At 40.5% G+C, this 14,056-nt stretch carries 13 protein-coding genes; 5 read left to right on the top strand and 8 right to left on the bottom strand.

The window, feature by feature from the left end:
- The first annotated feature begins 6 nt into the window (after positions 1-6).
- A complete protein-coding gene (locus tag ACAY00_RS07165) occupies positions 7-468 on the top strand; it encodes a GNAT family N-acetyltransferase (protein ID WP_371379205.1) in 462 nt (153 codons plus the stop codon).
- Between the two features lie 178 nt (positions 469-646).
- On the opposite strand, the gene ACAY00_RS07160 is transcribed toward ACAY00_RS07165, so the two are convergent.
- Complete coding sequence (locus tag ACAY00_RS07160; RefSeq protein ID WP_371379202.1) at positions 647-1,057, bottom strand: DUF4826 family protein; 411 nt, start codon at positions 1,055-1,057, stop codon at positions 647-649.
- A gap of 407 nt (positions 1,058-1,464) precedes the next feature.
- Here ACAY00_RS07160 and ACAY00_RS07155 point away from each other — a divergent pair, with 407 nt between their 5' ends.
- Positions 1,465-2,502, top strand: a complete 1,038-nt coding sequence (locus ACAY00_RS07155) for a Glu/Leu/Phe/Val family dehydrogenase (protein ID WP_371379199.1) — start codon at positions 1,465-1,467, stop codon at positions 2,500-2,502.
- 157 nt (positions 2,503-2,659) lie between these two features.
- On the opposite strand, the gene ACAY00_RS07150 is transcribed toward ACAY00_RS07155, so the two are convergent.
- Positions 2,660-5,707, bottom strand: a complete 3,048-nt coding sequence (locus ACAY00_RS07150) for an FAD-binding and (Fe-S)-binding domain-containing protein (RefSeq protein WP_371379196.1) — start codon at positions 5,705-5,707, stop codon at positions 2,660-2,662.
- A 266-nt stretch (positions 5,708-5,973) separates the two neighbouring features.
- On the bottom strand, positions 5,974-8,346 hold the full coding sequence (gene ppsA, locus ACAY00_RS07145) for a phosphoenolpyruvate synthase (protein ID WP_371379193.1): 2,373 nt from the start codon (positions 8,344-8,346) through the stop codon (positions 5,974-5,976).
- Positions 8,347-8,462: 116 nt separating this feature from the next.
- Between ppsA and ACAY00_RS07140 the strand changes: the two genes are divergently transcribed.
- Together ACAY00_RS07140 and ACAY00_RS07135 are read left to right on the top strand one after the other, a co-directional pair.
- Positions 8,463-9,272, top strand: a complete 810-nt coding sequence (locus ACAY00_RS07140; RefSeq protein ID WP_371379190.1) for a pyruvate, water dikinase regulatory protein — start codon at positions 8,463-8,465, stop codon at positions 9,270-9,272.
- A 145-nt stretch (positions 9,273-9,417) separates the two neighbouring features.
- Positions 9,418-10,467, top strand: a complete 1,050-nt coding sequence (locus ACAY00_RS07135; protein ID WP_371379187.1) for a 3-deoxy-7-phosphoheptulonate synthase — start codon at positions 9,418-9,420, stop codon at positions 10,465-10,467.
- A gap of 105 nt (positions 10,468-10,572) precedes the next feature.
- On the opposite strand, the gene ACAY00_RS07130 is transcribed toward ACAY00_RS07135, so the two are convergent.
- The 3 genes from ACAY00_RS07130 to ACAY00_RS07120 form a co-directional block, all read right to left on the bottom strand.
- Positions 10,573-11,238, bottom strand: a complete 666-nt coding sequence (locus ACAY00_RS07130; protein WP_371379184.1) for an OmpA family protein — start codon at positions 11,236-11,238, stop codon at positions 10,573-10,575.
- Between the two features lie 195 nt (positions 11,239-11,433).
- Complete coding sequence (locus ACAY00_RS07125; protein WP_371379181.1) at positions 11,434-11,664, bottom strand: hypothetical protein; 231 nt, start codon at positions 11,662-11,664, stop codon at positions 11,434-11,436.
- Positions 11,665-11,683: 19 nt separating this feature from the next.
- The gene (locus tag ACAY00_RS07120; RefSeq protein ID WP_371379608.1) at positions 11,684-12,118 is read right to left on the bottom strand and encodes a low molecular weight protein-tyrosine-phosphatase; all 435 of its coding nucleotides are present in this window, start codon (positions 12,116-12,118) and stop codon (positions 11,684-11,686) included.
- Positions 12,119-12,544: 426 nt separating this feature from the next.
- Here ACAY00_RS07120 and ACAY00_RS07115 point away from each other — a divergent pair, with 426 nt between their 5' ends.
- Positions 12,545-12,694 carry a hypothetical protein gene (locus ACAY00_RS07115; protein WP_371379178.1) on the top strand — a complete coding sequence of 50 codons (150 nt, stop codon included), beginning with the start codon at positions 12,545-12,547 and terminating at the stop codon, positions 12,692-12,694.
- Between the two features lie 165 nt (positions 12,695-12,859).
- Here ACAY00_RS07115 and ACAY00_RS07110 read toward each other — a convergent pair whose 3' ends face one another.
- Together ACAY00_RS07110 and ACAY00_RS07105 are read right to left on the bottom strand one after the other, a co-directional pair.
- Positions 12,860-13,315: a c-type cytochrome gene (locus tag ACAY00_RS07110; protein WP_371379175.1), complete on the bottom strand. Its 456-nt coding sequence runs from the start codon at positions 13,313-13,315 to the stop codon at positions 12,860-12,862.
- A 207-nt stretch (positions 13,316-13,522) separates the two neighbouring features.
- Entirely contained in the window at positions 13,523-13,906 is a 384-nt protein-coding gene (locus ACAY00_RS07105; RefSeq protein ID WP_371379172.1) for a hypothetical protein, read from the bottom strand.
- Positions 13,907-14,056: the final 150 nt, after the last annotated feature.

The following is a 14,056-nucleotide window of genomic DNA, read 5'->3' as shown; positions in this document are numbered from 1 at the left end:
TGAACAGTGCCTTATCGGGTCGATGTTGTTAATTGGCAGCAAGCGAAAAAGCAATTAATGACAGTTAGACAAAAAGTATTTGTCTATGAACGACGTATTCCGTTTGAGGTTGAATTTGATCAATTTGACCGCCAAGCGCACCATGTATTGGTTACCGATGAAGAATCGAATGAGCCGTTAGCAACAGGAAGAATAACCGATAACGGCGAAATCTCACGAATTTGCGTTGTGATCCCACAGCGCAAATCGCCAATAGGCAAAGAAGTGATTAAAACGCTATTACAAATAGCCCGCCAAAGAAAAGTGGAAGAAGTCTATATTAATAGCGCGCTTGATGCCGTTGACTATTTTACCAAACATCATTTTAGACCTGTTGGCTCAGTCTTTATGGAAGCCGGTATTCCACGACAGAGAATGGTCTGTAACATCGCCAATGTCGACTTTAAGCGCTTTTATCTTTCTCACTAACACGCCTGCTATTAAACCACACCGTAAAAAACTGGCTAGAAATCCAAAAAACCAGAAAAGATTCTTACACTTAACGTTTCGCTATACCACCCTCGCCTTATTGTCTTTTATACCAATCCCATTAAGGTTTTGCACAACACAGAGTGACAGAGTGAGCAAAAACTTAGTAGGAATGGTATTAGCTTTTGCCCCAAAGTTTATCGTTTTCAAACAGTTGGTACAAAGCTTCAGCTCGGTTGATCAGCACATCAGCAAATTGTTGTTGCGTACTATCATTTACTGAAGTAAGTAGGTTTTGCGCTTGAATTTGCCATTTTAACGAAAAATTACGCAATGCTTCTCGTGCATCAGAGGCCGCCGATACGGGAATATGATCACATGGTAAATCCCCACTGATCACCCATATTTGTTCATTTTTAAGGGTATTTAACTTCCACACAGCAACCGCTGGGACTAAATAACGACTATCAACCATTTTAACTGAGTCGGTGACATAACCTTTATCAGCCAAATACTTTGTTGCTTTTAAATATTGTTCTCTTACCCATTGACTTGCTTGTTGGTCAGTATTGTTTTGTTGATCGGACATAAAAATCTCAAATTTGTTATTTTTGTTTAGCAATGACCCTGAAAGGTTGTAAGAAAATCATTAGCGTGACGACATTCACACGCTAGTTTTCCCCTAATAACAACCCGGTCAAATTATAAGGCACTAATACTGTCGTAAATTCTATGTTAAAACAAGTGGATTTTTGAAAAATAAAAGGCGATATAAAGTGTATAAAAAAATCCACATAAAAAAGCCAAGATTTTATTGCCCTGACTGGTTTTAACACGTGTTAAATGATAAGGTTCGCGTTAATTTTTTATGGCATAAAAGCCCTAAAGTTTGTTCCCCAAATAGGTCCCGACTACACTAAGTCAATAAGTTAACTTATGGACATCTAAACAATATGAACAAACTTAAATGAGCATAACAATAAAACGGAGAAAACAGTGTCTTTTTTTGACTTGGTAGATTTTGATCATCACGAACAAGTTGTTTATTGCAGCGATGAAGAAACAGGCTTAAAAGCCATTATTGCAGTACACAATACCAATTTAGGCCCTGGCGCTGGTGGCTGTCGCTTTTGGGACTATCAAAATGATGAAGATGCGTTAAAAGACGTATTGCGATTATCAAGAGGCATGACCTATAAAAACGCGATGGCGGGTTTAAAGCTAGGTGGTGGTAAAGCGGTGATCATTGGTAATCCAAAACAGTTAAAATCTGAGCAACTGTTTAAAGCATTTGGCCGAGCGGTGAACAACCTAAATGGTCGTTACTACACGGCTGAAGACGTTAACATCACCCCATCGGACATGGCGGTTGTCAACCAAGTAACCGAGTTTGTATCTGGGCTTGAAGGCAAAAGCGGTAATCCGGGTCCTTTTACCGCTTTGGGTACCTTTTTAGGTATAAAAGCAGCGGTGAAATTTAAGCTTGGCAAAGAAGACTTAAACGGCATAAAAGTTGCTGTTCAAGGCCTAGGCAGTGTTGGCTACGCTCTTTGTGAAAAACTACACCAAGCTGGCGCTAAATTGGTTGTCACCGATATAAATGAAGAAACCTTAGCTAAAGCAAAAGCCGAATTGGATGCTAAAGTGGTTGGTTTAGATGAGATTTACTCACAAGATGTTGATGTTTTCTCACCTTGCGCGCTAGGTGCAACCATTAATGATGACACCATTGCGCAATTAAAAGCAGTGATCATCGCCGGTTGTGCGAACAATCAATTAGCCGAAAATCGTCACGACAAAGCGTTATACGATGCGGGTATTTTGTATGCACCCGATTATGTGATTAACGCCGGTGGTATTATCAATGTGGCGCTTGAAATTTACCCTGAGCCATACTGTTCGAAAGAAGCAACGCGCTTAGTGGAAAATATTTACAACACTTTAATGAAGGTATTTGAAACCGCCAAAGCAAAGAATCAACCAACGGGCTTGGTTGCTGATGAAATGGCTCGCGCCATTATTGCCAACAAGTAAACTTTACCTAGGTAAAGATAAGGGTTGGGCGATGAAAACATCGCTCTAAACAATAAAGCTAACAAGGTTTGCTTGTTAGCTTTTTTAATTAATACCAAGCTAGTTTTAACTTGCTATCCTTCACAATTTCACAAGAAAAGCGCAGGGTAAGCTTTTACTAGGCGTGTTTTAATAACACTTGTACAGGGTGTGGTAAGCGTTTATTTCCCAGTCGTTTTACCTGACTTCGGCATGAAAAACCCGTCACCATTTGATAAGCACTGTCACCGGCTTCAATAGGTTTACGCCAACTTAAATCGTAAATGCCTTTAGAATTGTCTAGATTTTGCTTTTCATGACCATAAGTTCCGGCCATACCACAGCAACCAACGCTTTGAGCTTTTATACGCAAACCAAAGTGATTAAAAATGTGTTGCCAATCTGACTCTGCCGAAGGTAGAGCCGTTTTTTCCGTACAATGCGCAAACAACTGGTAAAAGGGTAAATACTTAGGCTCATATGGCATTCTATTGGCAATTACGTCTTTTAACCATTCATGGGGCAGTAATACAGTAAAGTCGCCTCTTTTATCACCAAGAATTTGCTTATATTCATCACGGTAACAAAGTACCAGAGACGCATCCATGCCAACCATAGGAATATTTAATTGCTGCAATTGATTTAAAAACTCAGCACTGTTTTTAGCGGTTTGAGCGAACTTGGTTAAAAAACCTTTTACGTGTTGCGGTTTACCGTTTGGTTTAAATGGCAATAACACCGGTTTAAAACCCAGTTTACTGGCAAGATGCATCATATCGGCAACCACATTGGCGTCATAAAAACTGGTAAAGGGATCTTGCACGATAAATAGGTATTTTTGCTTTTGCTCATTCGATAAGCCCGCAAATTTGGCTAAGTTAAACTTTTCATAACCGCCCTGATTGACCTGCGTTTTTAACGTCGGTCGTGACAATAATGGGGTATCAACATACCCAAGGGTATGCTTAGCTAAGGTTTTAAATATTGGGTTATCGATGGTAAAGTTTACCAACGCGGGTGCCGTGGCCATAACGGGCGCGAGAGTTTCAATGTTGGCGACAAAATGATCTTTAAGCGGTCGCATATAACGTGAATAATATACCTGAATAAAACGTGCCCTAAAATCTGGTACATCGACTTTAACTGGACACTGACTGACACACGCTTTACACGCTAGACAACCGGACATGGCTGCCATTACTTCATTGGAATAGTCATAACGCCCCACGCCCTTAGTGACACTATTGGTCAGTTTCAAGACCAAGCCTTTGGCCGTAATTTTACCGCTTTGGGCTTCTAGTTGCTCAAAATCGACACCTTTATCGGCCAATAAGCGTAACCATTCTCGCATCAAACCGGCTCGGCCTTTTGGCGAGTGCTTTCGATCACGGGTGATTTTACTGGAAGGACACATCGGGCTGGTAGCATCAAAATTAAAACATAACCCATTGCCGTTACAATTCATCGCCGAAGCGTAGTCGGTTCGAACCTCAATTGGAATTTGACGATCGAAAGTACCGCGTTTGATGGCATCAACCGAAACCAGTGGCTGCTCTGACTTTATTGGCGTACAGATTTTCCCCGGATTCATTTTATTGAGGGGATCAAAGGCGGTTTTAATTTTTCGTAATTCAGTAAACAGCTCTGGGCCAAAAAACGTTGGCCCGTATTCACTGCGATACCCCTTACCATGCTCCCCCCACATTAAACCGCCATACTTTGCGGTGAGTGCGACCACTTGATCGGAAATTTCACGTAAGGTCACTTCTTGTTGCGGATCGCACATATCAAGAGCGGGGCGAACATGCAATACGCCGGCATCAATATGCCCAAACATGCCATAGTCAAGATTATATTGATCGAGTAACTGGCGAAACTCAAGAATAAAGTCAGCAAGGTTTTCTGGTGGTACTGCGGTATCTTCAGCAAAGGCAATCGGCTTTTTTTGCCCTTTCGTATTACCAAGCAACCCTACGGCTTTTTTGCGCATCCCATAAAGTCGGTTAATACTGGCTAAATCAAAAGTATATTGATAACCAATAACCCCTTGTTCTTGTTCAACTCGTTTATCAAGAACGGCTTTAAGCGCTTCGATTTTGGTTTTAACTTCCGCTTCGCTGTCACCAACAAATTCGACTAAATTCAAGCCGTCCATGACCTTGTTTTTTATATCAGTAATCAAATCACTTACCGAATGCCAGACAATGTCTTGTTTAGCCAGATTGAGGACCCGTGAATCAATGGTCTCAACCGACAACGCGTTGGCTTTTACCAGTTCTGGCGAATGGCGTAACGCGGATTCAAAGCTATCGTACTTAATGTTGACCAAAGCACGTGAAGTCGGGATGGGGGTAATATTTAATTTTGCTTCGGCAACCACTGCTAAGCTGCCTTCTGAGCCGGTGATCACTCGAGTTAAATCAAATGTACTTAAGTCCTGATCAAATACATTTTCTAAATCGTAACCGGTTAAGAACCGATTTAAACGAGGAAATTTATCTAATACTAGTTGACGATTTTCAAGGCAACTGTTCAAGGTAACATGATATAAAGATGCTATATCGCCTTCACCTTCAGCCAGTTTTTTAGCTTGCTCTATGGGCATTGATTTGGTGGTAAACTCTTCGCCACTAGCTAGCACACAACGCAAACCCAAAACATGATTAGACGTTTTGCCATACACCAATGAACCTTGACCTGAGGCATCGGTATTGATCATCCCACCTATTGTCGCACGGTTTGAGGTTGATAGATCGGGAGAAAAGAAAAAACCAAAGGGTTTTAAGTACGCGTTAAGTTGATCTTTTATCACCCCAGCTTGCACCCTAACCCAGCCTTGTGCAACATTGATTTCTAGGATTTCATTCATATGACGAGATAAGTCAATAACAATACCAGAGGTAAGTGACTGACCATTTGTTCCCGTACCACCACCACGAGCACTAAATTGAATTTCTTCAAATTCTTGCTCTGCAGAAAGTGCGGTGATTAACTTAATGTCTTCAACCGTCTTTGGATGCAAGACCGCTTGGGGTAATTGTTGATAGACACTGTTGTCGGTTGCTACGGCTAAGCGATCACCGTAATGACAAGAAATATCGCCAGTAAAACGACTTTTTTGTAAGCGCTTTAAAAAACGTTGATATAAAGGAGAAACAGCATCAAAAACGGAAAGCCTAGGTAACATAAAAGAAAATATAATCGCTACTAAAAGTTATCTATATGATGCAAAAAAATGGGCTTGAAAACAAACGGTTTATAAGCCAATTAATGAATAGTTTGAATAACTAAGTTTACTGAAACGTTTACAGAATAGGTTTTTAGCCAAAATCATGAAAAAGTTAAGACCCCTTAAGCCAAGTTGACTGGATAAAGCCCTCATGATTAATAAGTAGGGGTTGGCAACAAATGGGCCCTTATCAGAACCCATTTGTTTAGGTTTCGTTTGGATGCTTAACTGTGATGTTTGGCTAAATACAACCAAGTATCTAATACCGAATCGGGGTTAAGCGATACGCTGTCTATTCCTTGCTCTACAAGCCAGGCGGCCAAGTCTTTATGATCGGATGGTCCCTGACCACAAATACCAACGTATTTGCCTTGGGCCTTGCACGCCTGAATTGCCATTGACAATAGGGCTTTTACCGCTGGGTCACGTTCTTCAAATAAATGCGCAATTAAACCTGAATCACGATCAATGCCCAAGGTCAATTGTGTTAAGTCGTTGGAGCCAATAGAAAAGCCGTCAAAGTATTGTAAAAACTGCTCTGCTAATAAGGCATTAGACGGTAATTCACACATCATAATCACCTTAAGACCATTGTCACCGCGCTTTAAACCATTGTCGGCCAATATTTCTATCACTTGTTTGGCTTCATCTAAGGTTCTTACAAACGGGATCATCACTTCCACATTTGTTAACCCCATGTCATTACGCACCCGTTTAATGGCCTCGCATTCAAGGGCAAAGCAGGCTCTAAAGTCTTTTGAAATATACCGTGAAGCGCCGCGATACCCTATCATAGGGTTCTCTTCTTCAGGTTCGTATAATGACCCACCAATCAAGTTTGCGTATTCGTTTGATTTAAAATCGCTCATTCGAACAATCACTCGCTCAGGCGCAAAAGCGCACGCTAAGGTTGAGATCCCTTCGGTAAGTTTACTGATGTAAAACTCGGTTGGCGACAAATAACCAGCCATAATATCGGTAATTTCTTCCTGTACCTCAACCGATTCTTGGTCAAAGTTGAGTAACGCTTTCGGATGAATTCCGATCATTTTGTTGATCACAAACTCAATTCTTGCCAAGCCGATTCCTGAATGAGGTAATTGAGCAAATGAAAATGCCCTATCGGGATTACCTACATTCATCATCACTTTTATTGGTAAGGGAGGCATATTATCGATTTGAGATGATTTCACTTGAAACGCTAATTGGCCTTGATAAATATACCCAGTATCACCTTGCGCACAAGAAACGGTAACGTCGCTACCATCGGCAATGACTTGGGTAGCATCACCACAACCAACAACCGCAGGGATCCCCATTTCTCGTGCAATAATGGCGGCATGGCAAGTGCGCCCTCCTCGGTTCGTTACAATTGCTGATGCCCGCTTCATAATAGGCTCCCAGTCGGGGTCAGTCATATCTGTCACCAACACATCTCCGGGTAACACTTTATTCATCTGGTCTATCGACTGCAGAACTTTAACCACCCCTTTACCAATTTTTTGCCCGATTGCCCGGCCCGTACAAATAACATCCGAGCTATCTTTTAATTGGTATTGTTCAAGAATATTACCCTTCTCGTGGCTTTTTACGGTCTCAGGTCGAGCTTGCACAATATACAACTTGCCATCTAAGCCATCTTTTGCCCATTCAATATCCATTGGTCGATTATAATGTTTTTCTATGATCACCGCTTGTTTGGCCAACTCTTGCACTTCATCATCGTTGATTGAAAAGGTGTTGGCAATGGCAGGTTCTAGCTTAACAATTTCGACTTGCTTAGCGTGTTCTTGGCTATTGGCATACACCATTTTTATGGCTTTTGAGCCAATATTTCGGCGCACGACCGCTGGCCTATTTTGGGCCAGAATCGGCTTGTGCACATAAAACTCATCGGGATTAACCGCCCCTTGCACCACCATTTCACCAAGCCCATAGCTTGAGGTTATAAACACTACGTCTTCAAAACCGGATTCGGTATCAATTGAAAACATCACGCCTGAGGCTGCGATGTCTGAGCGCACCATACGTTGAATCCCTGCTGAGAGCGCAACCCCACGGTGGTCATAACCAGAATGCACTCGATAAGAAATCGCGCGGTCATTAAATAACGAGGCATAGACATGTTTGATTGCCACAAGCACAGCGTCTAAACCTCGAACATTTAAAAAGGTTTCTTGCTGTCCCGCAAATGAGGCGTCAGGCATGTCTTCGGCAGTCGCAGAAGAGCGCACCGCAAAAGACACATCGTCACCGTGTTCATCAACGAGTTGCTTATACGCGGTTTCAATGTCTTTTTGCATTGAGGGTAAAAATGGGGTTTCGATGATCCATTGGCGAATTTTATCACCGCAAGCTGTCAACTCGGCAATGTCATCGACATCAAGGGTATCGAGTATTTGGTGTATTTTTTCGTTGAGTCCACTTTGTTCAAGAAACTCATTAAAGGCGTATGCGGTGGTAGCAAAACCACCTGGGACTTGTACGCCAGCGTTTGATAAATTAGAGATCATTTCGCCTAAAGAAGCATTCTTTCCGCCCACAATAGGTACATCTTCCATTCCTAGCTGTTGATACCAAAGTACGTTCTGTTGCACCGGAGCGTCTCCTTAATAAATTATTATGTTATTGAAAGGTTAAGGATTTCTTTTTAGTCTAGACTACTGAATAATAATTTTAAAAGTTATCGCTAAGAGTTTTACAAGGGCCAATTATGCGAACGGCATTTTACATATCCGATGGAACCGCAATCACCTCTGAAGTATTTGGTCATGCTTTATTGTCGATGTTTCCAATTGAGCTTGAGCATATTACCATTCCCTTTGTAGAAACCGTTGACAAAGCCGAAGAGGTAAAACAGCAAATAAATAACTATTACCAGCGCACAGGTGAGCGCCCCATTGTTTTTCACACCTTTGTAAACCCTGAAATAAAAGACATTATTGACAGTTGTGAAGGGGTCATTTACAACTTTTTAGAACATTTTATCGCCCCCATGGAAGCAAGCCTGGGCCTAAAAGCGAAACCTCGAGCCCATCGAACCCATTCAATGCACGAAAACAGTTATGACTTTCGAATTGATGCGGTTAATTTTGCGCTCGCAAATGACGACGGCAGCCGTATTACCGACTACGAACATGCGGATGTTATTTTAGTTGGGGTGTCTCGTTCAGGGAAAACCCCGACCTCTTTATATCTTGCCCTGCAATATGGCATTAAAGCCGCCAACTACCCTTTTACCGAAGACGATATGGACGAGCTTAAACTGCCATCGTTTTTAAAAAAACACAAAGCGAAACTGTTTGGGTTGACCATTGATTCAAACCGATTACATGAAATTCGTGATGGTCGAATGGCAAATTCAACGTATTCGTCTGCTCGCCAATGTCGGATGGAAGTGCGCGAAGTTGAAAAGTTATATCAAAAAGAGCGAATTGAATTTATTAATACCACCAAACTTTCGGTGGAAGAAATTTCAGCAAAAATTTTATCTGCGACCGGATTACAACGTTACAAATATTAACCAAGCCTAAGAAACTTAGGCCAACTGTAAATATAATATGGCAGTTATGAGCAAAGTTGTTGTTAAAATAATTAAAAACCGTTTCCATTAAGCCTCTGCATCCGTTATGTTAAGCCTGTAAATTAGCTATATAAACGAAGATGCAATGACTATAAAAACAGATGAATTACGCACATCCCTGATCTCTCACTTAGTTTCTCCTGCGCAACTGGCGCAAGATATCCCATTATCGGAAGAAAATGCCAAATTTATCCTCGATGCTCGTAACACCATTGAAAATATTATTGTTGGTAAAGATAAGCGCCAATTGATTGTGATTGGACCGTGTTCGATTCATGACACTGAAGCCGCCATCGAATACGCTAAAAAATTAAAACAGTTGCACGATAAGTACAAAGATACCTTATATATTGTGATGCGGGTGTATTTTGAAAAACCGCGTACCACGGTTGGTTGGAAAGGGTTAATTAGTGATCCTGATTTAGATAAATCATTCAAGGTAGAAAAAGGTTTACGCCTAGCGCGCAATCTCTTGATGCAAGTAAACGAGATGGGCCTTCCAGCGGCTACCGAGTTTTTAGATATGGTAACCGGCCAATACATTTCTGACTTGATAAGTTGGGGCGCTATTGGTGCGCGTACGACCGAGTCACAAGTACACAGAGAATTAGCCTCTGCCTTATCTTGCCCAGTTGGCTTTAAAAACGGTACCGATGGCAACGTAAAAATTGCTATTGATGCGATTCAAGCAGCAAGCGTACCTCACGTACTCTATTCGCCAGATAAAAGTGGCCAAATGTGTATTTATGAAACGTCAGGCAATCCGTCAGCGCATGTGATTTTACGTGGTGGTAAAACCCCAAACTACCAGCAAGAATTTGTTGTTAAAGCCTGCGAACAATTGCGCAATGCCAACTTCCCTGCTCGGGTTATGGTTGATTGCAGTCACGGCAACAGTGAAAAAGATCACAACAAGCAAATTAATGTCGCAGGTGATATTAGTGCCCAAATCAAGTCGGGCTCGACCGGCATCTTTGGTGTCATGATAGAGAGCTTTTTAGTTGCTGGGAATCAAAAAGTAGAACCAGGTAAACCACTTACTTATGGCCAGAGCATTACCGATGCGTGTGTTAATTTGGAGCAAAGTCGAGAAATTCTAGACCTTCTTTCAGACGCGGTAAAAGACACTCTATAAGCGGGTCTCATAAAACAAGCACCGATTGTTCAATCAAAAAGCCAGTTTGACGAAATATCAAACTGGCTTTTTTGTGTTCTTTAAATGCTAACGAGGGCTGTTCGTTTAGCTTTGCTGCTTTGCTTCAATAAACAGTTCTACGCGACGATTTAACGATCTACCATACTCAGTGTTGTTATCGGCGATAGGTGCTATCTCGCCTTTACCAAACGCTTTAATGCGATTAGGCGACAGTCCATGGCCAATTAAAGCATTCATCACAGAGTTTGCACGGTTAACAGACAAATGCTGATTAAGCGACTCTGAGCCAACGCTGTCGGTATGTCCAACAACGATTAAACTGGTGTTTGGGTTACGCACTAATATTTCTGAAACCGATGCTAATGTTTGTTGAAATTGCGGACTGACATCAGATTGATTGGTTGCAAAAGTAATATTTGATGGCATCACCAATTTGATCACGCCAGCGCTGTCACGCTCAACACGAATACCGGTATTATACAGCTTCTCCCTAAGCTCTTGTTCTTGTCTATCCATATCTTGGCCAATAGCCGCACCGATACCTGTACCAATAACGGCACCAATCGCCGTTGCTTTAGAGTCTTTACCAACCACGTTGCCCAAGATACCGCCAACAACTGCGCCAATACCGGCTCCTCTGCTGGTATTATTTACGCGTTGTTCACCAGTATAAGGATCGATAGACGTTGTTTGACAACCCGTTAAAAATAACGCGGTGATAAGTGTTGATGTAATTAGTGACTTGTTCATAGAAATCATCCTTTAATGTTGTTCGGATACCAGGCTATTATCGCAAGAGTTTTATGACAGCGAGCTGAACAAAAACGGAAAAATGAAGAAAATGGTGGCGAAAAAGATAACTGATATAAAGAGAAAAGAGTTTAAGATTTAATGGCGCACATAATAACCGCTAACGAGACAATGCTAAAGGGGGATTTGTTTTGTTTACGGCTTTTTTTTAAAAAAAGAAAAGATCAGATAACCCAGAGCAGCGCCAAACCCTAACGAAATGGCAATTGGCATAAACCAACTGAAAAAGGTTTGCCAAATCATTTGATAAGACACCCCTTGCTCATTAATAAAGGCATCGGAAGTATTTACATAAACATCATAACCGGTAAGTAAAAAAGATAGGGCCAGGGCAATAAAAATAGCCATATTTATGATCGAACGCATATGTTTTACCTTTTGCTGTTTACCTCTTTATGTGACTCAGCAAACCGTCACTTGCGCTTTCAATTAAGTCTAAAACCAATTCAAAGCCGTGACTGCCACCATAATAAGGATCGGGTACCTCGGTAAACTCTGAGTTTAAATCATATTCCAAAAATAGCTTAATTTTATGATGATGTTCCTCTGGGGCCATTTTATATAAATTGCCCAAATTATCGTTATCCATCGCTAAAATAAGCGAAAATTTTTCAAAGTCATCTTCAATCACTTTACGTGCTTTGATGCCACTAAAATCATAGCCTCGTAACATCCCTGCATTTATAGATCGTGGATCAGGTTTTTTGCCCTGATGATAAGCCAAAGTACCTGCTGAGTCGATGTTAACAGATAAACCATGTAAGCCCGCTTTATAGCGAAATACAGCTTCCGCAGAGGGCGAACGACATATGTTGCCCATACACACAAACAGAATTGAGTCTATGTTGTTATTATTTTTTTTATCAGTCACTTATACAAACCTAGCTTTATGAAGACTTAAATACACATCTAAAAACATTAATCTATTTAGGGTCAAATTAATAGCATGCTGGGGCATTTTTGCAGAACAAGATGACTCAATTCATGGTGTTTATTGATCGTGATTATTTGTAACCGAAATAAAACATGGCACCTATGCTAATGTTTGCTCATCTAGAAGTTAAATTTACACACTAAATATTGCACTAAGAAAACCTTAAATTTAAAGTTTCTTTCCTTGGTTATTCTGCTAAAGTCTTAAAAATAAATTAGTTTTTTATTTCGTTTTTAGCTCTAGCTTTGACTACCATGAGATTCTGCTCGGGTATTGAAACTAAAAAAACGATCTGTATGAGGAGTCACTACAATGGAATGGTTTATCTTTTTACTGATCTTAATCCTAGCTAAAGACTCGGTAACGGTTTTATTAATTGCTGCTGTATTATGGGTTTTCCTTAATCGTCTGCATCAATTTGTTGAGAAATATAAACACTACGACGATGACCGTAAACCCTAACTCCTAATGTAAAATATTACATATCATACTAGGCGATGCTAATCAGCTAACAGCCTAGTAAGCTTTTGAACTTATTATCTTTTAAACAGTATCTTGAAAACACATTAACCAGGCAAACTCCCGCCCTTGTTCTAGCCAAGAGCGGTACAAAGACACTTAACTAGTTTATCTTAAATACTCATAATACGGTGTACGTCTGTAAGGAACGAGCACATATTGAGTTTGTAAAAAAGACACCAAGTCAATCAATTCGGTTACGGTCATGACATCGTTGTACACTGGCATTTTGGAATGCTTATCTAATTGGATCATGTCTTTAGGGTAACCAACAGCAAGTCGGTGTGAAGGGTTAATAATGGAAGTGACAAGTTCGGCGTAAGTTTTTACCTTAGTTGATTTACCACCAAGTTTTACCGAAATGTCAGGATTATTTTCAATATCACCAAGTTCCATACCTTCTAAGGTATGACAAGACAGACATTGATAATGCTTAAATACCAACTTTCCTTGTTCCGCATTACCTTCTGGTAAACTAAATCCCCAAGGGGCATTTGGTCCCTGATCGCAACTTACCACAGCAAAGCCAAATACAACAAAAAGAACCATACTTAAAATTTTCACAACAGCCTCCTTAATCAAAAATTAGGTAACTGAAAGAGGTCCTTCTCCTAGCTCTAATTTTAGCGACAAATAACAGATTTATCGTCATTTGGATGACTAATTAAAATGAATAAATTGGTCAGTATGTATGCAATTTATTACACAAAGACAGTAAACTGGCGGCAACTCTAGGTTGAGTTACCTGATGCCAATCAGTTTAGTTTAAGCTCAAAGGTCAAAATCCTTGGCATCCTCAAACATATCTTGCTGTAGCGCGATAACCCTTTCTTCTTCCGTTAAAATACCAACAAACGGAGTTTTGCGTCGATATCGTCGCATTTGTTCACTTTTTTCAACCATATGCAAATAAAAAACATCGGGTTGATCGTACATTTCTAAAATACTGAGCCAGGTTATATAAGCACCATAGCGTATTTTCCCTTGCGCTTTGCGCATTTCCAAATTCGTTTTCACTAATGAAACCAGTTCAGGGTTGGCTAATAGTTTTTTTGCCATCGCCGCATGCAATCGCAAAATTTGAGAGTCAATAAAGTTATCTTTAATATTTTGCCTTTGTAGGCGATATCTGTATTTATGTGATGAAGTGCTCATTTTTACACCCTATTAGGCACTATATGAGCCTAAATACGTTCTCTATTTTAAGTAAATTAGATTTAACATGTATTAGTTACAGTAATTAAATGTTATCGAATTATTGCTCCAAGTTACTGTTTAAAATTACAATTTTTAACAGCAGTTACT

The organism is Thalassotalea sp. 273M-4 (assembly GCF_041410465.1).
In the GTDB taxonomy this organism is placed as follows: domain Bacteria; phylum Pseudomonadota; class Gammaproteobacteria; order Enterobacterales; family Alteromonadaceae; genus Thalassotalea_A; species Thalassotalea_A aquiviva.
This window is presented reverse-complemented; position numbering and strand designations above follow the sequence as displayed.